Below are 24,527 nucleotides of genomic sequence, written 5' to 3' on the forward strand. Positions count from 1 at the left end.
GACGTGGGTGGGTCGTGCGTTCACGCCGTCGGCTGTCGATTCATCGCACACCGCTCGCCGGGGGTGGCGGGCTTCGTCACAGTGGCCGTCATTGCAACGCACCGAGTGAACGCCATGACTTCCACCGCCGCCGCCTTCCCCCTCTGGCCCTTGCTGATCCTGGCCCTGCTGATCGCGCTGGGATGGCGCCAGTCCCGAGACCGCCTGGTGCAGCCGAAGACGCTGGTGCGGCTGGCCGTCATCATGCTGGCCTTGTCGCTGTACGGGGTGGCCTCTGCCTTCGGCGTGCAAGCGCTGCCGTTGCTGGCCTGGGCGGCGGGTTTGTCTGCCGTGCTGACGCTGGGCCGCCATGCGCTGGCGCCACGCATCCTGGCGCGTGAAGGGATGGCGGTGCGGCTGCAGGGCAGCTGGCTGCCGCTGGCGCTGATGCTGGGCATCTTTGCGGACAAGTTCGTGCTCGGCGTTGCGGCTGGCGTGGGCTCGCCGGTCGTGCACGAGGCCTGGTTCGTGGCTGCGGCCAGCCTGAGCTTCGGCCTGTTCAGCGGTGCCTTCGCGGCACGTGCCGCGGCGGTGCGGCGCGCCGTCAGCGCTGCCGCCGCCTGAGCCTCACTGCGCCACCAGCTCCACGCGCCGGTTGCGTGCGCGGCCGGCGTCGTCGCCATTGCCGGCCAGCGGTGCCAAAGAGGCGAGGCCCCTGGCTGTGAGACGCTTGCCGTCCACCTTGTAGGGCGCGGCGGTGAGGGCGGCCACCACGGCCTGGGCGCGGGCGAAGCTGAGCTTCTCGTTGGCGTCAAAGGGGCCGACGTTGTCGGTGTGGCCGACGATCCAGGCCTTGAGTGCCGGCTGGCTCTTCAGCAGCTCGGCCATGGCGTCCAGCTGGGCCTTGGACTCGGGCTTGAGCTCGGTCTTGCCGGTGTCGAAGAACAGACCCGTCAGCGTGACGCGGCCTTCGGCCGCGAGGCCGGCCTGCAGCGCGGCGGGGTCGACCGTGACCTGACCGGTGGCCATGGCCTTGGGCTCCACCACCTGCAGGTACGTGGCGACCAGCCCGGTCGTGGCGTTGGCCGCCAGCGAGGTGTAGAGCAGCACGGTGGCCTCCTGCCCGGGCTTGCCCAGCGTGCCCACCAGCATGCGGCCCTGGTCGAAGCTCAGCGCGGAGGTCAGGCTGTAGCGGCTGCCGGTAGGTGTGTCCAGGTCGCCCTTGGCCCACGTGAAGCCCTTGGTGGGGTCGAGCTGGCGTGACCACGCGAAGTAGAGGTCACTGCAGTCGCGCTCGCAGGCGAAGCGCTTCTTGAACCCGGCGGCATTCAGCGCCTGCTCGTAGTTGCGCCACACCTCCAGCGCCGACTTGCCGCGCGGGGCCACGTAGAGCAGCCGCGTGATCTTGCCCTCCAGCTCGATGAGGTCCTTGAACTTGTATTTGTCGGCCTTCTGGAATTCGGGTGCGGCGGGTACAGCGGCGGCGTCCCAGTCGCTGACGCGCTGGCCGGCCAGCCATGAGCCGTTGAAGCGCTTGATGAGCGGGTGGTCAGCCGCACCCGGCACATCGGGTGCGAAGCCTTCGGCCGCGCGGGCCGGCAGCGTCAGCAGGCTGGCGGCAGCGACCAGGATGGTGGCGAGGCGATGGTGAAGTCTCATGGCGCTTGGTGGAAGAGTTAGGCGGGCGGACCGTCGCCGACGGTGCGATGGCTCGCGATGGTGCCGCCGTCAACGCGCAGCGCGCGGGTCGTGATGGCCTTCAAACGAGGGACGGTGCAGTTCGGGAGGCGAGGTTTTTGTCGCCAGATGTAAGCGCCGAAGGCAAGGCCTGACGCCTAGCCCGTGTCAGCGGCTGCAGCGCGCCAGCTCGTAGCGGTGTTCGACGCACGGTTCGCCGCGGAACTCGGTCTCGATGCGTGCGAGGTGAACCGCACCCAGGCGGTCGAGCAGGCGCAGGCAGGCGGTGTTGCGGGCGTCGGTCTGCGCGTGGATGCGCTGCACCGGGGTCTCGGCAAACACGCGCTGGATGGCCTCGCGCACTGCGGCGCTGGCCAGGCCGCGGCCCTGGGCCGTGCGGGCGAGGGTGAAGCCGAACTCGGCCTCGGTGGCGTCGTTGCTGATGTGGATGCCGATGTCGCCGATCAGATGGCCCGTCAGGTCGTCGGCGATCGCGAGCTGGGTCCAGCAGCCGGGCTCGAACAAGGCGCAGCTGGCCATCTCGTCCAGGAAGGCGGTGGCCTGGGCGTCGGTCTGCGGCTGCCAGCCTTGCCAGCGGCCCACCTCGGGATCGTGGCGGTAGGCCTGGAAGGCCGCCAGGTCCGTGCGGGCGAGGCGGCGCAGGCTCATGTCAGCACAGCCTCCGGGCTGCGGTAGTGGTAGCGGTAGGCGAACACGAATCCCAGGCGGGCGTAGAGGCGTTGTGCCACGCTGTTGTCGCTGCCCACCTGCAGATAGGCCTGGCGTGCGCCTTGGGCTTGTGCCAGCGTCAGCAGCGCGCGGCACAGGCGCTCGCCATGGCCCTGGCGCGGCACGGCGCTGGCGATGTCGTAGAGGCCGACGAGGTCGCCGGCCACCACCATCTGGCCGCAGGCGAGCAGCTGGCCGTGGGAGTCGTTCAGCGCATAGCCCTGGTAGCGCACCGGTGCGCTGGCGATGCGCTCGGCGTGCGCCGCGATGGCGGTGGCGCTCGACCCCCGCAGGCCGCCGACCAGGGCGGCGTAGGCGGGCGCATCCAGCGCCTGGAGCGGGGCGGGCGACGGTTCAGGGGTGAGGCGGTCGAGCACCATCACGTCGGCCGCATCGAAGGCGCCCCAGCCCTTGGCGGCGAGCTGGGTGTCCAGGTCGGCGGGCTGGCTCCAGGGCGTCACGCGCACGGCCAGCGGCAGCCCGGCGGCGTCAAAGGCGCGCTGGCAGCGGGCCAGCAGTTCGTCCAGCGGCAGCGTGCCTGCGCGCAGCGCATTGATGCAGCGGGAGCGCTTGGCCTTGCCCGGCGACAGGCGGATCAGCCAGCCGTCGATGTCGGTCTGCTGGGGGGGCGCGCTGGCGTCGAGGCCGGCAGCTTCGGCGCGCAGGGCGAGGGACATGAGGCGGGCGTCAGTCATGGGCCGCCAGACGTTGCGGGTCGCGCCACACACAGCGCCACACCGGATGCTGCTGGCCGGCCAGCGGGTCGCTGAGCTGCAGGTCGCGCACCTCGGCGCCGAGCCGCTCGTAGAAGCCGAGGGCGGCCGTGTTGACGTCCAGCACCCAGAGATACAACGGGCGTTGCGAGCCGCTGCTCAGCAGCCGCTGTGCCACCGCCTGCATCAGCCGCCGGCCGATGCCGCCGCCCTTGAGGTCGGGGGCCACATGCAGGTTGTCGATGTAGTCGCCCCAGGTGGGGTCGTGGTCGGGCATGACCCAGGCGAAGCCCAGCACGCGGCCGGTGTCGTCTTGCGCCACCACGCCCCAGTCGGCGCCTGTGGCCGCATTCAGCCGGGCGTGCCAGGCCTCGCGTCGCTCGGCTTCGGCCTGATGGTCGAGATAGTCGTCGGTGAAGACGCCCCGGTAGGCGCCGCGCCAGCTGGCCACGTGCAGGGCGGCGACGGCATCGGCGTCGGCCGGGTTCATGGGGCGAAGCGCGGGCGCGCTCACTTCATCGTCTCGATGCGCTTGACCATTTCCTTGGCGAAATCGACGAAGGCCTGTGCGCCCTTGGAGGTAGGGTCGAACACCACGCCCGGCAGGCCGTAGCTCGGGGCCTCGGCCAGGCGCACGTTGCGCGGGATGACGGTGTCGAAGACCTTGTTGCCAAAGTGCGCCTTGAGCTGGTCGCTGACCTGCTGCTGCAGCGTGATGCGCGGGTCGAACATCACGCGCAGCAGGCCGATGATCTGCAGGTCGTTGTTCAGGTTGGCGTGGATCTGCTTGATGGTGTTGACCAGGTCGGTCAGGCCTTCAAGCGCGAAGTACTCGCACTGCATCGGCACGATGACGCCGTGGGCGCTGCACAGGCCATTGAGCGTGAGCATGGACAGCGACGGCGGGCAGTCGATCAGGACGAAGTCGTAGTCGGGCCCCACCTCGGCCAAGGCGGCTTTGAGCCGGGCCTCGCGGCGCTCCAGGGCCACCAGGTCCACCTCGGCGCCGGCCAGTTCGCGGTTGGCGCCGAGCACGTCATAGCCAGCCTTCTCGGCGCGGGCCTTGGCCTCGGGGATGGAGGACGACTCCAGCAGCACGTCGTAGACCGTGGTCTCGAGCTTGCGCTTGTCGATGCCGGAGCCCATGGTGGCGTTGCCTTGAGGGTCGAGGTCGACGACGAGGACGCGCTGCCCGATCTGCGCCAGTCCGGCGGCGAGGTTGACGGTGGTGGTGGTCTTGCCGACGCCACCCTTCTGGTTGGCGATGCAGAAAATCTTGGCCATCTCTTGTTGTGCCGGGCGCTGAGTCGAACCGGGAGGATAAGCGCGAACACAGCCACAGAGGCACAGAGTCACAGAGAGAGAGGTATGGATTTCTCAGTGCCTCTGTGTCTGTGTGGCGCTGTTTCTACTGTGGCTTCATCCAGACGATGCAACGCTGGGCGTCCAGCCCGGGCACGTTGAGTTGTTCCACGTGAAACACCGTCACATCGTCAGGCAGGGCGGCGATCTCGTCCGCCGGGTGCTGGCCCTTCATCGCCAGCCAGACCGCACCCGGCGCGAGGTGCTGGCGGGTGAGGGTGGTGAAGTCCACCAGGGACGCAAACGCACGCGAGGTGATCACGCCGAAGGGCTCGGCCGTCAGTTGCTCAACCCGGCTGTGCACCCCATGCAGGTTGGGCAGCTTCAACTCGGCGGCCACCTGCTGGATGAAAGTGGCCTTTTTGGCGACCGCGTCCACGCAGGTGACGTCGGTGCCGGGGCAGCAGATGGCAATGACCACACCCGGCAGCCCGCCGCCCGCGCCGACGTCCATCAGCCGAGCGGGCGCCCCGTGGCGCAGCAGCGGCGGGATGGCCGACAAGCTGTCCACGAGATGGTGGCTCAGCATTTGCGCCGGGTCTCGCACGGCGGTCAGGTTGTAGACCTTGTTCCACTTCTGGAGCAGGGCCAGATAGGCCAGCAGCTGGTCGATCTGGGCGGGCGACAGGTCGAGGCTGAGCTGTTGCGCGGCTTGTTCCAGGGTTGCTCTCATCGGCGGCCCTCGAACCAAGCTATAGAGGCACAGGGGCACAGAGAGGCAGGTTTGGCGCCAACCGAGCGGCTCTGTGTCTCTGTGCCTCTGTGGCTGTGTTTTTTCAGCATCGCGAAGGTCATGCCGCCTCCGCTTCGGTGAAGCCCTTGAACTTGCCCTTCTTCAGGTGCACCAGCAGCAGCGAAATGGCGGCTGGCGTGATGCCGGAAATGCGGGAGGCTTGGCCCAGGGTCTCGGGGCGGTGGGCGTTGAGCTTCTGGCGGGCCTCGAAGGAGAGGGCATGGACGAGGCTGTAGTCCAGGTCTTGAGGCAGCTTCAGATGCTCGAAGTGCGCAGCGCGGGCGACATCGTCCACCTGCTTGTTGATGTAGCCGGCGTACTTCACGCTGATCTCGACCTGCTCAGCCACGAGGTCGGCCAGCTCGGCGCCCAGTTCCGAAGCGAGGGTTTCACGTGAAACACCGGAGCCTGGTTTGGCGATGGCCGCGACTTCAGCCACGGTGTCGAAGCCGACGCCCGGCCGGCGCAGCAGGTCCGCCAGGTTGTATTCGCGCTCCAGCGCCTTTCCCACCAACCGTTCGGCGTCCGCCGCCGGCAGGATGCCGGGGTGCACCCAGGTGCTCTTGAGCTTCTCGGTTTCACGTGAAACAGCGTCGCGCTTGCGGTTGAACGCAGCCCACCGCTCGTCGTCCACCAGGCCGAGCTGTCGCCCGACGTCGGTCAGGCGCGCATCGGCGTTGTCCTCGCGCAGCTGCAGGCGGAACTCGGCGCGGCTGGTGAACATGCGGTAAGGCTCGGTCACGCCCTTGGTGATGAGGTCGTCCACCAGCACACCGAGGTAAGCCTGGTCGCGTGCCGGCGTCCAGGGGCCATCGCCGCGCACCTGCAGCGCCGCGTTCAGGCCGGCGAACAGGCCCTGGGCGGCTGCCTCTTCGTAGCCCGTCGTGCCGTTGATCTGGCCCGCGAAGAACAGCCCCTGGATGACCTTGGTCTCGAACGAGGCCTTCAGGCCGCGCGGGTCGAAGTAGTCGTACTCGATGGCGTAGCCCGGGCGCAGGATGTCGGCGTTCTCCAGGCCCGGGATGCTGCGCACCGCGGCGAGCTGGATGTCGAAGGGCAGGGAGGTCGAGATGCCGTTGGGGTAGAACTCGTGCGTCGTCAGGCCCTCGGGCTCCAGGAAGATCTGGTGCGAGTCCTTGTCGGCGAAGCGGTTCACCTTGTCCTCGATGCTCGGGCAGTAGCGCGGGCCCACGCCCTCGATGACGCCAGTGAACATGGGGCTGCGGTCGAAACCGCTGCGGATGATCTCGTGCGTGCGCGCGTTGGTGTGGGTGATCCAGCAGGGCACCTGCTGCGGGTGCATGGTGGCGTTGCCCATGAAGCTGAACACCGGCACCGGCGTCAAGTCACCGGGCTGGGCCTCGCACTTGGAGAAGTCGATGGTGCGGCCATCGATGCGCGGCGGCGTGCCGGTCTTGAGCCGCCCCTGCGGCAGCTTCAGCTCCTTCAGGCGCGCGGACAGCGACACCGCCGGCGGGTCGCCCGCGCGGCCGGCGCTGTAGTTCTCCAGGCCCACGTGGATGCGGCCGTCCAGAAACGTGCCGGCCGTCAGCACCACCGCGCGGGCGCGAAAAGCGATGCCGGCCTGCGTGACGGCGCCCACCACGCGGTCGCCTTCCACCATCAGGTCGTCCACGGCCTGCTGGAAGAGCATCAGGTTGGGCTGGTTCTCCAGGCGGCGGCGGATGGCGGCCTTGTAGAGGATGCGGTCAGCCTGGGCGCGGGTGGCGCGCACGGCCGGGCCCTTGGAGCCATTCAGGATGCGGAACTGGATACCGCCTTCATCGGTGGCCAGCGCCATCGCGCCGCCCAGGGCGTCGACCTCCTTCACGAGATGGCCCTTGCCGATACCGCCGATGCTGGGGTTGCAGCTCATCTGGCCCAGGGTCTCGATGTTGTGGGTCAGCAGCAGCGTCTGCGCACCCATGCGCGCCGCGGCCAGCGCCGCCTCGGTGCCGGCATGGCCGCCACCGACGACGATGACGTCGAATTCCTTGGGGTAGAGCATCTCGATCCTGAAAGAACATGGCCCCCGGGCCGGGTGCCCGGGCAAACCCCGAATTTTACGAACCCCCTGTGGATAAGTCACCCGTCGGATTTCTCGACGGCGGGCCCGCTGATTCGGAACAAAAGAGTCCCGGTCCGGAACAAACAGTCGTGACTGGCCCGTTTCGACAAATAGCCCTGACCAGCCGGCTTCAACAAGTGCCTGTGTTGCAAGGGAAATCTGCGACCGTCGAGGGCTTCCAAGCCGCCGTGCGCAGTCCTCGAATTCGGCCCCCTTAGCGAACCGAACTGGCCGTTGCGCCTGAGTTCCAATGCATAAAGCCCTTGCGAATCAGGCTGTTCCTTCAATCCGCACCGAAACCGCGGTGACAAACAAACCGGTCCGGAAAGTCGGAATGACATTCAAGTCTTGACCGGCCTCATTGCCCTCGGTGCTCTGGACTGTTCCGATGAATCGCGCGTTGTTTGACCTCTGAAGGGAGTGCGTGGCACTCCGAATCAGTATAGCCCGGCGAGGACCGGTACTCCTCGATACCGACTGCCTCAGCCGTTGCGGTAGTTCGAGCCGTAAGTCGGTCGTCCCGGTGCGCTTCGCCGGCGTCGCGCGGTGGGGCAACCGGCTGGTTTCAAAAAATACGGTTTAGCGCCATACTATATTTATGGCGAAAGTGGCCGATCCCGCGCGCAGACCTGCCGAGTTCTTTTCTGCAGGGCAAGCTGCGCAGCTTTCGGGCCTCACGCTGGCGATGGTGAACTACCTGTGCCGTAACGATGTGGTGGTCCCGTCCGGTGGAGCGCAGCGTGGTCATGGAAGGAGCCGCCGATACACCTTCGGGGACGTGGTCGCTCTGAGGCTCGTTGCCAAGCTATCGGCTACCGGGGTGAGTCCTCTGCGGCTGCGACACGGCCTCCTGGGGTTGCGCAAGCACCATCCGGAAATCACGCTGACGTCGCTGCCGGGTAGCCACATTGTTACTAACGGGAGCGAGCTGTACCTGCGGCACAGGGACGCCCCCATCGAGCGGGCGTTTGACGGGCAATTCGCGTTCGCATTCGTAGTGGAGTTGACGACGCTGCAGCGGGAGGTTGCCTCCCTGATTGGCCTCGCCGCGTAGCGGCAGGGAACCTGGGTCTGACAAAATGAGTGCAGTGCTTGATGAATCGACCGGAGAGGCCGGCCGACGCAGGCGTGGCTCTCGGCTTCTGGCTGAGACAACTGGCTCACTTTCAGGCCCTCAGTGCAAGACGACTGCCAAAGGGGGTGTCGACATGACGATTGGAATTACAGGTCAAGCATCGGCGTTCGAAAACGACGTCGCCGCATACCTGCAGGAACTGCCGAGGCTGCTGGGAACCAGCGAGGGCAAGTTCGCGCTCATCGGTCACGCGCACCTTGAGGGCATCCACGACTCGCAAGAGCAGGCAATGCGAGAGGGTTACACCCGCTTCGGCCTGGGCGGCTTTCTGGTTCAACAGATCGCCCAGAGCGACCTCGACATGGCGGTGCACTGGCATCAGTCATGCCAGTCCTGACCTTTTCAAAGTCGCAGCTAGGCCCAATTCTCGAAGTCTCAGTCTGGCCGGGCGCTGAAGCGCTCAAGCAGTTGAAGCTTCGTGCGAGGTTCAGTCCTGAGCGTCGGCTTCGATCCAGGCGAGGTCGTCGATGGCGTCGGCCACCGGCACGCGCCAGCCCAGGGCTGACGGCGGGGCCAGCGGCGCAAGCGGCTTGAGGGCGCGCAGGTCGGGCCGCGCGTCGATCAGGCGCCGGGCGCTCAGGATGCTGTGCGCGAACTCCGGGCTGGCCGCCAGCTTGAAGTCGAGGTAGCTGTCATGCCGCTCGGGAAAGACCCGCCACCAGGCGACGATGCTGTCCACATTGCTCAGGTCGAGTTGCATCAGGAGGCTCCTGCTCAGAAAAGGTCGGCCGTGGTCGGGCCGGCGGGCTCGGGGGACCGGGGGCGCATCAGGCGCGGCGAAGCCCGGCGGGTGGGGGCCGCGGGGGCCTGGGCGGCCATCGCATGCCATTCATGGGCGAACATGTCCGGCACCACCGACCAGCTCGCCGGCTCGCGCCAGGGTGTGTCGGCCTGCGCCAGCGGCGCCGCCTGCAGGGCTTCGGCCATGGGCCGCTGCAGCAGCCGTTCGGCGTCTTTCAGCCCGCCGTCCAGCCAGGGCGCCAGCGACTCCAGCGGCAGCAGCACCGGCATGCGCGCCGCCTGCCCGGGCGAGGCCAGGTGGCGGAAGACCTCATGGCCGTCCGCCGGACGCGTCAGCACACAGAAGGAGAGCAGCTCGGCGCCGTCCGGTCCCGTCCAGGTGTTCCACAGGCCGGCCAGCGCCAGCGGCAGGCCGGCCGACTGCTGCACGGTCCAGCGCTGGGGCTGGCCGGTCGAAAAACTCCAGGCCTGCAGGCCCATGACAGGCACCACGCAGCGCTGCCCCGCCCACCAGCTCTCCCGGAAGGTGGCGAGTGACTTCATCGTCTCGATGGCGCAGTGCGTGGCCTGGCCGCCAAGGCTCAGGTCGACAGCCCGGCGCGACAGCAGCCCGAGCCGGCCGAGGCGCACCTCGCCCACTGCGCCGGCGGGCTTCGTCGGGGCGGGCATCAGCAGCGGCATGTCCAGCTCGCCGGGTGCCTCCGGGCACGGGCTGCCCCCCTCCGGCAGGGCCGAGCCGAAGCGGGCCAGCAGCAGTGCGGCGTCGGTGACGGGTACGTAATGCGGATGCATGGTGGGGGCCTCTTGCCAACCTCAGCGTTCCAAAGCTGGCTGGCTCGGATGGTACTGTATACAAAAACAGGTGTTCAAACATCCAGGGCGGCGGACGAGAGTCGGCGTGCTGCAATCCCGCCATGCCGTTTCCGACCGATCCTGCGCTGGCGCCCCTGGCCGAGCTGGCCGCCCGCGCCCAGACCCTGCGTGTGCCGGCCGGTACCCGTCTGTTCGACGCCGGGCAGCCTTGCCCCGGCTTCCCGCTGGTGGACGCGGGCAGCGTGCGCGTGTCGCTGATGGCGCCCGACGGGCGGCAACTGGAGCTCTACCGTGTCGAGCCGGGTGAGGTCTGCGTGGTGTCGGCCACCTGCCTGTTCGCGCACCGCGCGGCGACCGCCAGCGGCGAGGCGCGCACCGAGACCGTCCTGCGCCTCATCAGTCCGGCCGACTTCGAGGCCGTCTGCGAACGTGACGCCGTGCTTCGCCGCTATGTGATGGGCCTGATGGCCGAACGCCTGGCCGACCTGATGGCCCTCGTCGAAGCCGTGGCCTTCCAGCGCCTGGACCAGCGCCTCGCGGCCCTGCTCGGCGCCCGCGGGCCGCAGGTGCGCACCACGCACCAGCAGCTGGCCGATGAGCTGGGCACCGTGCGCGAGATCGTCAGCCGGCTGCTGCGCCGCTTCGAGCGCGACGGCTGGGTGGCGCTGGGGCGCGAGCGCATCGACGTGCTGGACCCGGCCGCGCTGCAGCGGGTTTGCGCTGGCGCAAACGCTGTGTGACCGCGGTCACCGACAGTCGCCGTCGTCGTGTCGAAGATGACATCACCCACTCGCCAAGGAGAGACTGATGTTCAAGACCAATGTCGGCGGCCTCGACCGCATCGCCCGCATCCTGGCCGGCCTCGTGCTGCTCGCGCTGACCCTCACCGGCGTGATCGGTGTCTGGGGCTGGATCGGCCTCGTGCCGCTGGCCACCGGCCTGCTGAGCACCTGCCCGCTGTACTCGGTACTCGGCTTCAACACCTGTCCCGTGAAGACCTGAGCCGAGCGGCGCGCGAGCGGCCGACAATCCCGCCATGGATTGCCGCCCCCGCTGCGCTGCCTGCTGCATCGCGCCGTCGATCAGCTCGCCCATCCCCGGCCACCCGCAGGGCAAGCCGGCCGGCGTGCGCTGCGTGCAGCTCGATGACGACGACCGCTGCAAGATCTTCGGCCGCCCCGAGCGCCCGGCGGTGTGCGGCTCGCTGCAGCCCAGCGAGCTGATGTGCGGCGACAGCCGCGAGCAGGCGATGCGCTGGCTGGGCTGGATGGAGCGCGAAACCGCACCCCACACCACGCCGGATCAGCCCGGCTGAGCCTGGGGCGCGCGGCGATGCGCCAGGCGCTCACGCCAGGCCTCAAAGCGCGGATGGTCCCAGTACTTGTCGAAGAAGTAGTGCAGCACGGTGTTCGCCACCGGCTCGATGAAGGTCACCGCGCCGGCCACGGCCACGCTGCCGGTCAGCGCGTAGGTCACGCCGAAGGACGTGCCGAGGTGCATGACGCCGAAGCTGAGGGTCTTGGCCATGATGTCTATCGATCCATCGTTGCGAATAGCTAAATGCTAATGATTCGCATCTGGGGCGGCCAATCGAATCGTCCTATCCCGGCGATAACCGCTCACAGCCCGACATAGACCGGGTCGCGCACGGTGGGGCTCTCGGGCGCATCGGTGCGCTTCGCGGCGGCCAGCGCCTGGTCGCGCAGGGCTTGCGCGCCGGCCGGATCACCCGAGGCGGCCAGCACGGCGGCACGCACGCGCCAGAGGTAGGCCTGCATGCGCACGTCCCGGAACCCGGTCACGGCCGCCCAGTCGCCCACCGCGGCGGCGCTCAGGCGCTGCGCCGCGGCGAGGTCGCCCTGGAGCAGCGCCGCCCGGGCAAGGCCAGCGCGGGCGAGCACGACGTGGCTCCAGGTCTTGGTGGCCGCGTCGTCCACCACCCGCTGCAACTGGGCGCGAGCGGCGTCGGGCCGCTTCATGTCCAGCAGCAGCCGGCCCAGCCGCTCGCGGCAGGCGGCGGTGGGCTGGCGGTTGGGCGGGTCGGCGGCCTCGAACTCGCGCATCGTGGCCTGCAGCACGGCCAGCGCTTCATCGTGCCGGCCGAGGCGGGCCAGGGCGTCGCCCACATGGCGGCCGATGCGGCGGTGGTCGAACTCGTTCTGCGAGGTCGTCGCGTACAGGGCCTGGGCGCGCCGCAGCAGGGGCAGGCCGGCCTCGGGGCGGCCTTCCGCGGCCAGCCGCTCGCCGGCGTCCTCGATGGCCACGGTGACGTCGGCGGGTAGACCGGACGGGCCCTGCGCGCGCGCGTCGAGGTCGGCAAGCAGCCGGGTGAAGAGGGCGTCGGCCTGCTCGCGCTCGCCCGCCAGGTGCAGCGTGCGGGCGTGGCGGCTGCGTGGCAGCAGAGCGGCGTTGGCCGTCGGGCCACTGGTGCGCTCGGCGATGGCGGCGGCCTGGCCCAGGGCCTCGGCCGCCCCGGCCAACTCGCCCAGCTGCATCAAGGCCAGGCCACGGTTGGCGTGCAGGGTCTGCAGCTCCGCCTCGTTGCGGCTGGGCAGCGCCTGGGCCATCGCGATGGCGCGTCCGTTCGTGTCGACCGCCTCGCGCAACTGCATCTGGCCGTTCTGGTCGGTCGCCAGCTCGGCCAGCGCCGTGACGTGGCCGCGCTGGCCGGGCTCGACCTGCGCAAAAAGGGCCACGCCGCGCTCCAGCGCCGCGCGTCGTTCGGCTGGGTCGTTCTGGTCGCGCAGGCAGATGCCGCGCGTCGTCCACCAGTGGGCGCGCGGCACCGAGCGGTCCTGCCCGGTGGCGCGTAGGCCGGCGTCGGCCTCGTCGAGCCGCGCACGGCAGGCGGCGAGGTCACCGCGCTGGTAGGCCCGCACGGCGGCCTCGATCTGGCCGTCGATGACGTTCGAGTGCAGCGGGCCGAAACGTTCGCGCACGAGTGCGAGCTGGCGCTGCTGCAGCAGCTCGTAGGCCTCGTCCTCGCCGAGCTCGCGGTAGATGTCGGCAGCGGTGCGCAGCAGTTCAATGCGCAGGTCGGGGTCGCCCGCGAACTGCGCGTCGATGCGCGCGGCGGCGCGGTCCAGCAGGGTCTTGGCGGTGGTCTGCCCATCGGGCTTGCCTCCGGCCAGGCGCGGGTCGGCAGCGCTGAACACGCCGAGCAGAAAGTCCTTCACCGCTTCAGCCCGCTGCGCCTGGGCGCGCGCCTCGTGCGCCTGCCAGGCCACGCCCGCACTGCCCAGCAGCAGCGCCAGCACGAGCGCTGAGCCCATCGCCACCGGCACCCTGTGGCGGCGTGCATACCGCCAGGTGAGCGACCACGCGCCCAGGTGCCGGGCCTGGATGGGCCGGTGTTCGGCATGGCGCTGCAGGTCGTCCGCGAGCGCCGCCACCGAGGCGTAGCGGTCCTGCGGGCGCGGCTGCAGCGCGCGGTCGACGATGGCATCCAGATCGCCGCGCAGGGCCTTGCGGCGGGCGGCGTCGGTCACGACGCGCGAGGGCGTTGGCAGCGGCTCGCCTGGGGCGGGCGGCGGCTGGTCGGTCAGCAGCTCGTAGAGCATCAGGCCGAGCGCGTAGACGTCGGTCGCCACGCTGACCGGCCCGCCGGCCAGTTGCTCGGGCGCGGCATAGCGCGGTGTGGCGAGCAGCCCCTGTGCGCGGGTGAGGGCGGTGCTGTCGGTGGCGGCGCCGTCGCCCTCGTCGGCGGCCAGCAGTTTGGCGATGCCGAAGTCCAGCAGCTTGACCTGGCCGTCTGCCGTCACCAGCACATTGGCCGGCTTCAGGTCGCGGTGGGCGATGAACTGGCCGTGGGCGTGGCTCACGGCATCGGCCACCTGCGCGAACAGCGCCAGCCGGGCGGGGAGCGGCAGCGCACGCTCACGGCACCAGTCGGTGATCGGGCGGCCGTCCACCGCCTCCAGCGCCAGGTAGGGCTGGCCGTCGGCGGCCAGGCCGGCGTCGTAGAAGCGGGCGATGTGCGGATGGTCCAGCGCCGCAAGGATGTCGCGCTCGCGGTCGAAGCGCTCGCGCAGCGCGCCGGCCAGCAGGTGGGCGTGCGGCAGCTTCAGCGCCACCTCCCGCGCATAGGCGCCATCGGCGCGCTGCGCCAGCCAGACCACGCCCATGCCGCCGCGGCCGAGTTCCCGCAGCAGGCGGTAGGGGCCGACGACGGCGCCGGGTTCGCCGGGCCGCGTGGCGTCGGTCGCCGTCACTGCTGGCAGGCTGTCCAGGAAGGCGCCGCCGGCCCCGGGCAGGCCCTGCAACACCTCAGCCAGGCCATCGCGCAGGTCGGCATCGGTTGCGGGCAGGCACGCCAGCCAGGCCTCTCGTTCGCCTTCAGGCAGCGCCAGCATCTCATCCAGGCGCGCCGAAAAGCGCGGCCAGGCATCAGGCGGGCAGGGCAGCTTCATCGCTGACACCAACGTGAAACGGTGGGGCAAGCGGACATGGGTGCCAGACGCTCAGGGCCTCAGAGCATGGTGCGCAGCAACGCCCGCGCCTTGTCCCAGTCGCGCCGCACGGTCCGGTCGGTGATGCCGAGTGCCGCGGCCACCTCGCTGTCGCTCATGCCGCCGAAATAGCGCATCTCCACCACCTGGGCCAGGCGCGGTTCCACGCGGGCCAGCGCGGTCAGCGCGGCGTCCACCTTCAGGGCCTCGTCGTTGTCCTCGACAAGCTGCCCGGCGACATGGGTGTCCAGCGTGACAGGGTCCGCCCCGCCGCCGCGGCGCTCGGCCCGGCGCTCGCGGAGTTCATCGACGATCACCGAGCGCATCACCTGCGCGGCATAGGCATAAAAATGCCCGGGGCTGGCGAACTCCACCTGGCCCAAGCGCTGGGCCAGCCGCAGATAGCTCTCATGGACCAGCGCCGTCGTATTGAGCCCGGCCTGCGGGCCCGCCGCATGCAGCCGCGCCCGCGCGATCTTCTTGAGCTCGGGGTAGACCTCCTGCCAGGCCGCAGGCCAGATGTCGGTGACGGGGCGGGGCGCAGCGTCCATGCGGGTCATCGTCTCATGCGGATGCACCCGCGCTCCCCCACACCTTGGGGAGGGCGGGCCTGTCCGGCTTGAGGATGAGGCTGCGTTGGCTCTGGCAGGTCGAACCTTCGGCTGCACCCACAGAGGACTTGTCATGCAACGCTTTGCCTTCCCCACCGCGCTGGCCCTGGCGGCCGCGCTGCTCGCCGCGCCCGCGCTGGCGGCCAATCCCGGGCCCTTCGGCACGGGCCTGGACGCCAGCGGCGCCCAGCTCGCCCAGGATGCGGTCGACCCGCACTACGTCATCGTCGGCTCGTCGGTCTTCGGCCCGGCGGCCTATGCCAAGCGCAGCGGCGCGCCCATCGACAACCTGGCCTGGGTCAACGATTCGGCCAACTCGACCTGGCTGGTGCCGGCGGTGGACTTCTTCTTTGCCGACCAGCCCGGCATCACCGACACCATCACCTACCGCACCCAGTTCGACCTCAGCGCCTTCAGTGCGCCGGGCTGGCGCATCGATGGCCGCTGGGCAGCCGACGACAGCGGGCTGACGATCCGGTTGAACGGCGTCGTCGTGCCCGGCCTGGCAGTGGCCCAGGCCGACCGCTGGACGACCTTCAACATCACCAGCGGCATCCTGCCGGGGCTCAACACGCTGGAGTTCACGACGGCCTCCACCGTCAGCCCCACCGGCCTGCGCGTGGAGATGACCACCTCGCCCGTGCCCGAGCCCGGCACCTGGCTGCTGATGGGCGCGGGCCTCGGCCTGGTCGCGCTGCGCCGCCGTGGGGGTGCGCAATGAGGGCCGCCGTGCTGCATGCCGTTGCCGCGCTGGGGCTGGTGGCGCTGACCCTGCCGGGCACTTCGCAGGCCGCGTCCTATGGCCTGTCGGGCTTTGTCTACACCGAGGTCACCAACTTTCCGGCGGGCGACATCAAGCGGGGCGAGGTGTTTCTTGACGGCGACCCGCTGGCCGCCTCGCTGCAGGCCGTGGACCGCACGGCCAGGCTCGGCCCCGGCAGCGAGGCGACCGCGCGCTTCCTGGGCCAGGTGGGTGTGCTCAAGGCCTATGCCAGCGCGACCTACCCGCGCGGCGGCGATGGCCTCGCGACCAGCACCGCCTCGGGTGGCTTCTATGACGAGATCCGCGTCACGGGTGGCGGGCTGGCCGTGGGCACGCCGGTGAGCTACCGGCTGGACTTCAGCATCTCCGGCTCGGTGCTGGGCGTGCAGCCCGATCCGACCTTTGGCGCCTTTGGCACCGCGTCGGTCTCGCTGCAGGACTACGTCACGGGCAAGTCGGTGTTCATGAACTGGGACAACCGGCGCGACGCCACCGGCATCTACTCCCTGACCCTCAACACGGTCGTCGGTTCTTCGTTGCTGATCAATGCCTCGCTGCAGACCGGCGCGCGCGTGCAAGGCAACTCGATCAACGCCCGCTTTGCGGAGGCCGACTTCTACCACTCCGCCCTCTACAGCCTCACGCCGTCAGTCGCTGGCCTGAACGTGGTGGGCCTGAGCGGCCACGACTTCACCGCCGCGGCGGTGCCGGAGCCGGCGAGCTGGGCGCTGATGGGATTGGGTGTGGGGATGGTGGCGCTCTTCAAGCGCCGGCGGGCCTAGCCGCCCGTGCCTTTGCCGCTGACCTTGGCCGTCACGGCCTGCTGCGTGGCGGCGTCTTCGATCCAGGCCTCGCAGGCGTCGGCGGCGATGCGGCCGGTCACGCGGTAGGCCTTGCCGGCCTCTGGCGTGAAGTCCACCTCGCCCTGGGCGCGGCAGGTCGGGTTCGTCATCGCGAGGATGGGGGCGGCGTACTGCGTGGCGGCCTGCAGGCGCACGCGGGTGGGCTGCAGCGGCAGCTCGTTGGTCAGGGCCGGCACCGGCGCGATCGACAGGCCGCGCCCCTGGTTCGCGCCCACGGTGGCGATGCTGGTGCTGGACAGCCGCCGGCCGTCCACCGCCGACATCTCGAAGATGTGCAGCCGCTGCCCGCTGATCACGACAGCCTGGTCGGCGACGTTGGCGGTGGGCCCGGTGTAGTCAGGCGGCGTGGCGGGTTCGAAGCTGGCGCAACCGGCCAGCAGGAGCGCGCCGAGCAGGGGTAGGGCACGGGGTTTCATCGGCGCGCAGCTTAGCGCGCCACCGCCGCCCGCATCGATTTCGCGACGTAAACCAGGGCGACTGCCGCCATCGCGAAGCCGACGATCACGCCCGGCAGCACCTGGCTCCAGCGCAGCGCCTCGCCCTTGAGCACGCTCATCATCAGCGTGTTCTGCGCCAGGCCCGGCACCCAGAAGTACCAGGCGGCCTCACCGCCCGGGTTGAACATGCTGACCATGGGCATCAGCGTGATGGCGGTGATGACGAGGGTGCTGCCGGCCTGGGCTTCCTTGAAGGTCTTGGAGCGGATGGCCATGGCCATCAGCAGGGCGGACAGGCCGGCGGCCAGCGGGATCTGCAGCAGCCAGAAGGCCAGCACTTCGCCCGTGCCGAAGCTGAACTGGGCCTGCAGCACATCACTCTTGAGCAGCCACTGCGCCGGCACGAAGCTCAGCGACGAAAGCAGCGCCACGGCCATGCCCAGCAGCGCCACCGCCGCCCATTTGCCCACCACCAGCGCGCCGTGGGGAGCCGGGTTCATCAGCAGCGGCTCCAGCGAGCCGCGCTCACGCTCGCCGGCGGTGCTGTCCAGCGCGGCGGTCAGCGCGCCGTAGAGCACGGCCATGATGATGAACATCGGGATGATGACGGTCAGCCGGGCCGCGCGGGCTTGTGCGCTGGCCAGGTCGCGGTCCTGCACGTCCACCGGCTCCAGCAGTTCGGTGGAGACGCCGCGCAGGGCCAGGTTGAGCGACGCGCGCTCGCGGTTGAAGCCGTACAGCAGGCTCTTGATGGCGCCCACACCGGCGTTGGCGCGCTGGTTGGCACTGTCGCTGACGACCTCCACCGTCGGCGCCTCACCGGCCCGCAGCTTGGCCTCGAAGTCGGCCGGCACCACCAGCACCGGCTCCGACAGCGTGGCGGCGCGCAGCCGGGCTTCGTAGTCGGAGGGAGCGGGCTTGAAGCTGTAGGTCTGGCGCTCGATGAAGTTCTTCAGCGTCGGGGCGGCGTCAATGCCCACGGCCATCACCTCGCGCTTCTCGGCCCGCTCCTCGAGCGAGGCGATCAGGCCCGACAGCGCGGTGAGCAGCAGCGGCCCCATCAGCAGCGCCGGGATCAGCAGGCGCATCAGCGTGCGGCGGTCGCGCAGGGCGTCGGAGAGCTCCTTGGCAAAAACGATCAGGGCTTGTTTCATGCCGCCACCTCTTCCGGGAATGCGAGCTTCACGAAGGCGTCCTCGAAGCGGGATTCGCCGGCTTGATTCAGCAGCGCGGGCACGCTGCCGCGGGCGACGCTGCGACCCTTGGACACCACGACGACCTCGTCGCACAGTTGCTCCACCTCCTGCATGATGTGGGTGGAGAAGACGATGCACTTGGCCCCACCCTCGGGGCTCTTGAGCCAGCGCAGCGCTTCGCGCAGTGCGCGGGTGGCCAGCACGTCCAGGCCGTTGGTGGGTTCGTCGAGCACGATGTTGGCAGGGTCATGCACCAGGGCGCGGGCCAGCGCGGTCTTCATGCGTTCACCCTGGCTGAAGCCGTCGGCGCGGCGGTCCAGGATGGCCTGCATGTCCAGCAGCCGGGCCAGCTCCTCGGCGCGGGCGTTGGCGGCGTCCGGCGTCATGCCCTGCAGGCGGCCGAAGTAGATGATGTTCTCGCGCGCCGACAGTCGCGGATACAGGCCGTGGGCGTCGCCCAGGATGCCCATGCGGGCGATGGCTTTCAGCGGCGCGTCCTTCACCGCGATGCCGTCCACGCTGATGTGGCCCGAGTCCGGCGGGAACAGGCCCGCGAGCATGCGCAGCGTGGTGGTCTTGCCCGCGCCGTTGGCGCCGAGCAGGCCGGTGATGCGGCCGTCGCCGGCACGCACGGTCACGCCTTGCACCGCATGCACCGTGCGCTTGACGCCGCGCTTGAACAGGCTGCCGCCGCTCTGGGCGGTGAACTGCTTGTGAACGTCCTGGATGTCGATCATTTCGTGGCCCCTTGGGGGGTGGCGGACTCGGGGGGCTGGATGGGCTGGAAGGCGACCGGGCGCGGGATGCGCGTGGCGCAGGCAGCGTCCTGGGGCAGGGCGGTGCCGTCGGTCTTGGCGTCGATGAAGCGGAAGATCAGGTCGCGCATGCAACCCACCGGCATCACGCCGTGGCCGGCTTCGGGCACGACGATGTGCTGCACCCGGGCCTTGTCGGTCACGCCAAGGGCCTGGGCGACGCGCTCGCCGTGGCGCGGTGGCGTGGCGGGGTCGGCGCCGCCGCTGAGCAGCAGCACGGGGCTGGGGGCGGGCGCGATCTTGTAGAAGCCCGGCGACACCGCGCCGCGGGGCCAGGTCTTGCACACGCGGGTGTACATCTCGGCGTTGGCGGTGCGGAAGTCGGCGCCGGGCGGGTCGGTGGCCTCGGCCAGGCGCGGCACGTCCTCGGCGCACACCACCGAGAAATGCATGCCCATGGCCAGGCGCAGTGACGGGCTGCTGCCGAAGGCGCTGGTGAGCCCGAAGAGGCCGGCGAAGTTGCCGTCGCGGGCGGCGGCCTCGATGGCCGCCGGCAGCGCCGAGGCGAGCGAGGGCTGGTACAGCGGGCCGCGCACGGCGCTCAGCAGCAGGTTGCGCTCCAGCCTGAAGCGCTCGGGCACGCCGGTGAGCGGTTGCTGCACGCTCACCTCGCGGGGCAGCGAGGCGAGCAGCTGGTGCCAGTCGGCTTTCAGCGTCGGGTGGGTCTTGGCGTTGGCCTCGAAGAGCTTGTCGAGGGCGGCCTGGCCGTCGGTCGAGAAGCTGGCTGGCAGCACCATGTCGGGCGGCGCCACGCCGTCGATGACGGTGCGGCGCGCCTTGGTGGGGAAGAGGCGCAGGTACTCCAGCGCGGCGCGCGTGCCGTAGCTGGCGCCGAACAGATTCCACTGCGGCACGCCCAGCTGCTCGCGGATGGCGTCCATGTCCTGCATGGCCAGGGTGGTCGTGAAGAAGCCCAGGCCACCGTCACGGCCGTAGGGCAGCTTCTCCAGCGCCACCCGGCAGGCGTCGATGCGGGCGTAGCGGGCGGTGTCGTCCAGCTGTTCGGCCACCGGCAGCTTGCTGTCGTCCGGGCAGTCGAGCGGGGCCGAGCGGCCCACACCGCGTTGGTCGATGAAGACGATGTCGCGCCGGTTGTTCAGGCGCGACAGGCGCGGCATCACGCGCGAGGCGAGCTTGATCGCGCTCTGCCCGGGGCCGCCGGCCAGCACCAGCACCGCGTCGGGCTGCTTGTTGCGCGCCAGCGCCGGCACCACGAGGTAATGCACGTCGATCTTCGGCCCGTCGGGCCGCGCGGGGTCGAGCGGGCGTTGCAGGCTGCCGCATTGCAATTCGTTGGGAATGCCGTCGATGCGGCAGGGCTTGAGCGACCCTGCGGCATGCGCCAGCGGGGCGCTCAGGGCCAGGGCGGCGGCGAGCGTCCAGGCGCGCCGGGCGGGGAAGGGCATGACAGGCTCCAGGAATCGGATGGCTGGCAGTATCCGGGCGCTGCGCCGGTGGCGTGACCGAGTTGGGATGACTGGCGGGGCCGTGCGTTGGACGGTGGCTGTTGTTGCATGAACGGCGGCGTATGCTGCGCCAACTCCATCGCCAGAAAGGCCCGGCATGCAGACCCTGGACGAGATGCGCGACCGCTGCCTGCTCACGCCGCAGCAGCATGCCGAGATCGGCGCCTGGGTGAGCCAGGCGCGCACGCCGGAGGGCATCCTGGCCATGCCCGAGGCGCTGTGGCGCAGCCTGGAGCTGGCCAGCGTGCTGATGGATGTGGATGCCGACCTGCGGCGTGAGCCGGTGGGGTTGGGCGAGCTGGACTGAGCCCGCGGCCTGCAGTGGCTAGGGCATCCGCTCCCAGAACTGGCGGCGATTGGGGATGTTCGGGAAGACCAGACGGCCCTCGTGGATGAAATAGGGCGCACCGCCCTCGGCTTCGCCCGGGACCTGCAGCATCAACTGGCCCTCCAGCACGCGCCAGCGGCCCGCCTGAGGCGTGCTGCGTGAGGTCGCCTTCACCTGCCAGGTGGTCATGCGGCCGTCCGCGCCCAGTGTGAGATGGTCGTCGACGGGTTCCTCCAGCACGATGCGGGTGCGGCGCCAGTGCCCCACCAACACCGGCGGGCGGGCGCTGTCGGGCTGCTGTGCCGAAGCAAGGCCGGCCATGCCGAGCAGGCCTGCGAGGGTCAGTCGACGCCGCAGGAGGGTCATGGTCTTCACCGCGTGGCCAGGCCGAGGTAGGTGAAGCGCCAGGTCTTGATGATCCCGCCGCCGGTGTCGAAGGAGCGGGCGCCGCTCAGCGTGAACGGCTTGCCCGCGGAGGCGACGTCGGGCCCCTGCAGCACGGCGGTGGGGCGATCGCGGTCGGCCACGATGACGTCGACCGTGTCGGGCGTGCTTTCGTTGCCGGAGTCGTCCACCACCACCAGGCTGAAGCGGTGCCGGCCGGGCGGCAGCGCGGCTTGGGGGTCGGCGTCCACCACGACGTTCGGCGTGTTGGTTTCGACGGGGACGTTGACGGTGAACTTGGCCATGGCGGGCTCCGGGTGCGTTGACGGGCCGACGGCAGGCGGCGCCCGCTCGCAGCGGCATGCGCTTCGGGCGGCTTCACACGTCGGTGGCCGCCATGGTGGTCGCTTTCGGGTTCGGCGTCCTCAAGGTTCTCTGAGGTTTGTCTGAGGCCGGGTTCAAGCGGTGGCCAAGGCCCCCACGAGGACCAGCGCCAGCAGCCCCAGGCCGATGATGACCCAGTGCAGCACCGCCAGCAGCGCTGCGCGCAGCAAGGTGGTCCACCAGCTCGCCTCGTGCACGCGCTTGAGCGCCACCACCGGGTAGATGTTGGACCACAGCCAGGCCGCAAAGGCCACGCCGCCCCACGGCAGCAGCACCGCCAGCAGCAGCATGCCGTACCAGGCGGCGTGCAGGTGCATCGCGAATACGAAATGCGCGCCGTAGGGCTGTCGCCAGAACAGCAGCTTCAGCAGCCCGGCGAAGAAGGGCAGGGAGCACAGCACCGCATAGGGCGCCAGGCCCAGCATGGTGGCGCCCATGGTCTTGAGCGAGCCCTTGGGGTCGGCCCGCCAGTGCTCCTCGGCGCGCGCGACGCGGGCCTGCAGGGCCGGTGGCAGCTGTTCGCTGATCTTCTCGTCGAGGATCTTGGCGTCGCCTGAGTGTTCGGCGATGCGCCGTGCGGCGCGGTCCAGCTTCTCGGCGGCCTTGGCCGATTGGGGCGACGACGCCGCGGCCGACGCCGCCGAGGCGGCCGTTGCCAGCGCCGAAGCGGCTTCAGACGGCGAGTTCGCAACGATCACCTCGCCTACCTCGGCATCGCCTTCCTTCTCGAGGCCCAGCGTCTTGGTGCTGCCGGGCATGAACTTCAAGGCCAGGAAGAACAGCAGGCCCAGTGTCAGCAGCAGGCGCAGCGGCAGCACATAGCGCTGCTTGTGGCCGATGAGGTACTCACGCGTCAGGAAGCCGGGCCGGGCCATCAGGCCCCACAGGCTCTTCCAGAGCGTGCCTTCGACGGCGATGTAGTGGCTGACGAACTCGTGCACGAACTCCAGCAGCGAGGGCGGGTGGTTGGCGGTGTCCTGGCCGCACTGGCTGCAAAAGCGCGCCTCGGGGGCGAGCACGGTGTCGCAGTTCAGGCAGCGCCCACTGTGCCCATGGCCATGCCCGTGGCCATGCGCGGTGTGACCCGCCTGGGTACCTTGGCTGCCGCCGCCCGCCAGGCCTGCAGCCTCGGCCGACGCCGCCACGGCAGCCGCGCTGCCGGAGAGTCCGCTGAGTTCGTCCACAGCGGCCTCAGGCCTTCTTGGTCTTGAGCAGCCCGTCGCAGGCCGACTTCGCCTTGGCATCGCTCGGGTCGAGCTTGCCGCAGACGCCGTCGAGCTGGGTCTTGAGCCGCGTGTAGGCGGCGGTCTGGGCGGGCGACTGGCTCCAGCCGGCCAGCAGGCTGGCCACCTTCTTCAGCGACCGTTCGCTGCGCTCATAGAAGGCGCCCGGGTCTTTCTCGGCTTCGGCGAAGAGCTGGGCGGCGGCCTTCTCGATGCGCGGCGTGTCTTCGGGTGACAGCTCGAACAGCGCGGCCACGTAGTTGGACCCCCACTGCAGCCGCGTGGCCGGGCCCTCGCTCTTGTTGAAGGCCTCCTCGTACCAGCGCAGCGCGTCCTGCTTCTTGCCCTGCTTCCTGGCGTTGCCGCCGAGCTGGCTCATCAGGTAGTAGGGCGAGTGGCTGCGCGCGAGGGCCGACTTCAACAGGTCGTCGCTCTCTTTCCAGAGGCCGGCGCGGCCGAGCAGATGCGCGGCTTCGGTCACCACGGCCTGGCGCTCGTAGCCGTCCGTCACCTCGCGGTTGGCACGGCCGGCCTGCTCGCGGGCTTCGGCCAGCAGCGCGGCCGGGATGCCCTTGGGCTGCGGGTCATCCTTGGGCGCGTCGATGCGGGCCAGGTCGATGCGGGCCTGCAGTGCATTCAGGCGGTCGGCGCGCGACAGGCTGGTGTCGGCATTGAGCCGCTTGAGCGCTGCGTCGAAGTCGGCCAGCAGCGCGGTGCGGGCGTCGCCCGGCTGCGGCGTCAGGGCCTTGACCAGGTCGGGGGCTTCGTTCGTCAGCACGTCCATCTGGGCATGGGCCTGGGCGGCGTCGGTCAGCACGGCGCGCAGGCGCGGCAGGCCGGCTGGGTCGGCGGGCTTGCCCTCGGCCATCGACCCGACGGATTTCAGCCACAGCCGCGTGGCCGTGTCGGCATCGGCGCCTTCGCTGGCCTTGGCGAGCTGGGCCAGCGTGGCCGCGCGCTCGGTGGCGGGCAGCAGTTGCTGCTCGTCGGTCTCCCAGCCATAGAAGCCCAGCAGGCGCCACTCATTGGCATTGAGCTTCTTGCCAGCGCGCGCATCGGCCAGCACGGCCTTGACCGGGCGGCCGCTGGACAGGCCAAGTTGCAGCACCTTCATCACCTGCGCCGCATCGGCCTCGCCGGGCAGGCGGGTGATCTCGTTGCCGGCGGGGCTGAAGAGGATGAGCGTCGGGTAGCCGCGCACCTTGAAGCGCGCCCCCAGCTTCTGCGCGCCGGGGCCGTCGCCGTCGATGCCCACCGCCACGAAGGCCTTGCTTTGCTCGATGAAGTCAGCCCGGTTGAACAGCGTGGCCTTGAGCTGGTTGCACGGCGGGCACCACTTGGCGCCCCAGTACAGCAGCACCGGCTTCTTCTCGGCCTTGGCCTGCACGAAGTAGCGGTCGATGTCCGCATCGGCGGCCGCAGCCTGCCAGGCGACGCCGGGGCCGGTGCTGGCGTGCAGCGGCGGGCTGGTGAGCGCCGTGAGCGCGAGAGCGAGTGCGAGTGCGAGCGACGAGAACGCGGGGTACAGCTTCATGGCAGGCAGCGTGGATGCGGTGGCGGAATTGTCCTTGGCTTTGCGCGGGCGTCAGTGCGGCAAGCGCATGAGCATCTGCGGTCTGTGCATTCATAGGGAGAGCGCAATCCCGCAGTCCTGCCTAG

At 70.0% G+C, this 24,527-nt stretch carries 29 protein-coding genes; 9 read left to right on the forward strand and 20 right to left on the reverse strand.

The window, feature by feature from the left end; genetic code table 11:
• Positions 1-81 precede the first annotated feature (81 nt).
• Positions 82-603, forward strand: coding sequence for a DUF6622 family protein (locus CDO81_RS21670; RefSeq protein WP_338139993.1), 522 nt, complete (start codon positions 82-84; stop codon positions 601-603).
• A 3-nt stretch (positions 604-606) separates the two neighbouring features.
• Here the strand turns inward: CDO81_RS21670 and CDO81_RS21675 are convergent, their stop codons facing one another.
• The 7 genes from CDO81_RS21675 to mnmG form a co-directional block, all read right to left on the reverse strand.
• On the reverse strand, positions 607-1,638 hold the full coding sequence (locus CDO81_RS21675; RefSeq protein ID WP_088485331.1) for an OmpA family protein: 1,032 nt from the start codon (positions 1,636-1,638) through the stop codon (positions 607-609).
• Between the two features lie 186 nt (positions 1,639-1,824).
• Positions 1,825-2,325, reverse strand: a complete 501-nt coding sequence (locus CDO81_RS21680; protein ID WP_088485332.1) for a GNAT family N-acetyltransferase — start codon at positions 2,323-2,325, stop codon at positions 1,825-1,827.
• Positions 2,322-3,062, reverse strand: a complete 741-nt coding sequence (locus tag CDO81_RS21685; protein ID WP_088485333.1) for a GNAT family N-acetyltransferase — start codon at positions 3,060-3,062, stop codon at positions 2,322-2,324. The genes CDO81_RS21680 and CDO81_RS21685 overlap by 4 nt, the downstream gene beginning before the upstream one ends.
• Positions 3,063-3,072: 10 nt before the next feature.
• On the reverse strand, positions 3,073-3,588 hold the full coding sequence (locus CDO81_RS21690) for a GNAT family N-acetyltransferase (protein ID WP_088485334.1): 516 nt from the start codon (positions 3,586-3,588) through the stop codon (positions 3,073-3,075).
• A gap of 20 nt (positions 3,589-3,608) precedes the next feature.
• On the reverse strand, positions 3,609-4,382 hold the full coding sequence (locus tag CDO81_RS21695) for a ParA family protein (RefSeq protein ID WP_088485335.1): 774 nt from the start codon (positions 4,380-4,382) through the stop codon (positions 3,609-3,611).
• A gap of 124 nt (positions 4,383-4,506) precedes the next feature.
• Positions 4,507-5,133: a 16S rRNA (guanine(527)-N(7))-methyltransferase RsmG gene (gene rsmG / locus CDO81_RS21700; RefSeq protein ID WP_088485336.1), complete on the reverse strand. Its 627-nt coding sequence runs from the start codon at positions 5,131-5,133 to the stop codon at positions 4,507-4,509.
• A gap of 118 nt (positions 5,134-5,251) precedes the next feature.
• Entirely contained in the window at positions 5,252-7,201 is a 1,950-nt protein-coding gene (gene mnmG / locus CDO81_RS21705) for a tRNA uridine-5-carboxymethylaminomethyl(34) synthesis enzyme MnmG (RefSeq protein WP_088485337.1), read from the reverse strand.
• 658 nt (positions 7,202-7,859) lie between these two features.
• On the opposite strand from mnmG, the gene CDO81_RS21710 reads away from it, so the two are divergent.
• A complete protein-coding gene (locus CDO81_RS21710) occupies positions 7,860-8,315 on the forward strand; it encodes a MerR family transcriptional regulator (protein ID WP_088485338.1) in 456 nt (151 codons plus the stop codon).
• A 154-nt stretch (positions 8,316-8,469) separates the two neighbouring features.
• Complete coding sequence (locus tag CDO81_RS21715) at positions 8,470-8,733, forward strand: hypothetical protein (protein ID WP_088485339.1); 264 nt, start codon at positions 8,470-8,472, stop codon at positions 8,731-8,733.
• 90 nt (positions 8,734-8,823) lie between these two features.
• Here CDO81_RS21715 and CDO81_RS21720 read toward each other — a convergent pair whose 3' ends face one another.
• Together CDO81_RS21720 and CDO81_RS21725 are read right to left on the reverse strand one after the other, a co-directional pair.
• Positions 8,824-9,096 (reverse strand): hypothetical protein, encoded by a 273-nt coding sequence (locus tag CDO81_RS21720; RefSeq protein WP_088485340.1) that lies wholly within the window; start codon positions 9,094-9,096, stop codon positions 8,824-8,826.
• A gap of 14 nt (positions 9,097-9,110) precedes the next feature.
• Complete coding sequence (locus CDO81_RS21725; RefSeq protein ID WP_088485341.1) at positions 9,111-9,929, reverse strand: SOS response-associated peptidase family protein; 819 nt, start codon at positions 9,927-9,929, stop codon at positions 9,111-9,113.
• Between the two features lie 122 nt (positions 9,930-10,051).
• On the opposite strand from CDO81_RS21725, the gene CDO81_RS21730 reads away from it, so the two are divergent.
• From CDO81_RS21730 to CDO81_RS21740, 3 genes are all read left to right on the forward strand, one after another.
• Positions 10,052-10,690 carry a Crp/Fnr family transcriptional regulator gene (locus CDO81_RS21730; RefSeq protein WP_088485342.1) on the forward strand — a complete coding sequence of 213 codons (639 nt, stop codon included), beginning with the start codon at positions 10,052-10,054 and terminating at the stop codon, positions 10,688-10,690.
• Positions 10,691-10,757: 67 nt separating this feature from the next.
• Positions 10,758-10,952, forward strand: a complete 195-nt coding sequence (locus CDO81_RS21735) for a YgaP family membrane protein (RefSeq protein ID WP_088485343.1) — start codon at positions 10,758-10,760, stop codon at positions 10,950-10,952.
• Between the two features lie 34 nt (positions 10,953-10,986).
• A complete protein-coding gene (locus CDO81_RS21740; protein ID WP_088485344.1) occupies positions 10,987-11,265 on the forward strand; it encodes a YkgJ family cysteine cluster protein in 279 nt (92 codons plus the stop codon).
• Here the strand turns inward: CDO81_RS21740 and CDO81_RS21745 are convergent.
• From CDO81_RS21745 to CDO81_RS21755, 3 genes are all read right to left on the reverse strand, one after another.
• Positions 11,253-11,477, reverse strand: a complete 225-nt coding sequence (locus CDO81_RS21745; RefSeq protein ID WP_088485345.1) for a DUF2061 domain-containing protein — start codon at positions 11,475-11,477, stop codon at positions 11,253-11,255. The genes CDO81_RS21740 and CDO81_RS21745 overlap by 13 nt on opposite strands.
• Before the next feature lie 92 nt (positions 11,478-11,569).
• Entirely contained in the window at positions 11,570-14,359 is a 2,790-nt protein-coding gene (locus tag CDO81_RS21750) for a serine/threonine-protein kinase (protein ID WP_088485346.1), read from the reverse strand.
• 59 nt (positions 14,360-14,418) lie between these two features.
• Complete coding sequence (locus tag CDO81_RS21755; protein ID WP_158218377.1) at positions 14,419-14,949, reverse strand: ECF-type sigma factor; 531 nt, start codon at positions 14,947-14,949, stop codon at positions 14,419-14,421.
• A 133-nt stretch (positions 14,950-15,082) separates the two neighbouring features.
• Between CDO81_RS21755 and CDO81_RS21760 the strand changes: the two genes are divergently transcribed.
• Both CDO81_RS21760 and CDO81_RS21765 read left to right on the forward strand, forming a co-directional pair.
• On the forward strand, positions 15,083-15,730 hold the full coding sequence (locus CDO81_RS21760) for a PEP-CTERM sorting domain-containing protein (RefSeq protein WP_158218378.1): 648 nt from the start codon (positions 15,083-15,085) through the stop codon (positions 15,728-15,730).
• 8 nt (positions 15,731-15,738) lie between these two features.
• Complete coding sequence (locus tag CDO81_RS21765) at positions 15,739-16,554, forward strand: PEP-CTERM sorting domain-containing protein (RefSeq protein WP_158218379.1); 816 nt, start codon at positions 15,739-15,741, stop codon at positions 16,552-16,554.
• Here CDO81_RS21765 and CDO81_RS21770 read toward each other — a convergent pair.
• From CDO81_RS21770 to CDO81_RS21785, 4 genes are read right to left on the reverse strand one after another with little or no spacing between them, the layout of a single operon-like run.
• Positions 16,551-17,051 (reverse strand): hypothetical protein, encoded by a 501-nt coding sequence (locus CDO81_RS21770; RefSeq protein WP_088485349.1) that lies wholly within the window; start codon positions 17,049-17,051, stop codon positions 16,551-16,553. The genes CDO81_RS21765 and CDO81_RS21770 overlap by 4 nt on opposite strands.
• Positions 17,052-17,062: 11 nt before the next feature.
• Positions 17,063-18,226, reverse strand: coding sequence for an ABC transporter permease (locus tag CDO81_RS21775; protein ID WP_088485350.1), 1,164 nt, complete (start codon positions 18,224-18,226; stop codon positions 17,063-17,065).
• The gene (locus CDO81_RS21780) at positions 18,223-19,005 is read right to left on the reverse strand and encodes an ABC transporter ATP-binding protein (protein WP_088485351.1); all 783 of its coding nucleotides are present in this window, start codon (positions 19,003-19,005) and stop codon (positions 18,223-18,225) included. Before CDO81_RS21780 ends, CDO81_RS21775 begins: the two co-directional genes overlap by 4 nt.
• A complete protein-coding gene (locus tag CDO81_RS21785) occupies positions 19,002-20,489 on the reverse strand; it encodes an alpha/beta fold hydrolase (RefSeq protein ID WP_088485352.1) in 1,488 nt (495 codons plus the stop codon). Before CDO81_RS21785 ends, CDO81_RS21780 begins: the two co-directional genes overlap by 4 nt.
• Before the next feature lie 157 nt (positions 20,490-20,646).
• On the opposite strand from CDO81_RS21785, the gene CDO81_RS21790 reads away from it, so the two are divergent.
• On the forward strand, positions 20,647-20,856 hold the full coding sequence (locus CDO81_RS21790; protein WP_088485353.1) for a hypothetical protein: 210 nt from the start codon (positions 20,647-20,649) through the stop codon (positions 20,854-20,856).
• An 18-nt stretch (positions 20,857-20,874) separates the two neighbouring features.
• Here CDO81_RS21790 and CDO81_RS21795 read toward each other — a convergent pair whose 3' ends face one another.
• The 4 genes from CDO81_RS21795 to CDO81_RS21810 form a co-directional block, all read right to left on the reverse strand.
• The gene (locus tag CDO81_RS21795; protein WP_144397351.1) at positions 20,875-21,243 is read right to left on the reverse strand and encodes a hypothetical protein; all 369 of its coding nucleotides are present in this window, start codon (positions 21,241-21,243) and stop codon (positions 20,875-20,877) included.
• A gap of 5 nt (positions 21,244-21,248) precedes the next feature.
• Positions 21,249-21,566: a hypothetical protein gene (locus tag CDO81_RS21800; protein WP_088485355.1), complete on the reverse strand. Its 318-nt coding sequence runs from the start codon at positions 21,564-21,566 to the stop codon at positions 21,249-21,251.
• Between the two features lie 153 nt (positions 21,567-21,719).
• Positions 21,720-22,829, reverse strand: coding sequence for a DUF3667 domain-containing protein (locus CDO81_RS21805; RefSeq protein ID WP_144397352.1), 1,110 nt, complete (start codon positions 22,827-22,829; stop codon positions 21,720-21,722).
• Between the two features lie 7 nt (positions 22,830-22,836).
• The gene (locus tag CDO81_RS21810) at positions 22,837-24,402 is read right to left on the reverse strand and encodes a thioredoxin family protein (protein WP_088485357.1); all 1,566 of its coding nucleotides are present in this window, start codon (positions 24,400-24,402) and stop codon (positions 22,837-22,839) included.
• Between the last annotated feature and the right edge of the window lie 125 nt (positions 24,403-24,527).

It is taken from the genome of Roseateles puraquae (assembly GCF_002205845.1).
In the GTDB taxonomy this organism is placed as follows: domain Bacteria; phylum Pseudomonadota; class Gammaproteobacteria; order Burkholderiales; family Burkholderiaceae_C; genus Pelomonas; species Pelomonas puraquae.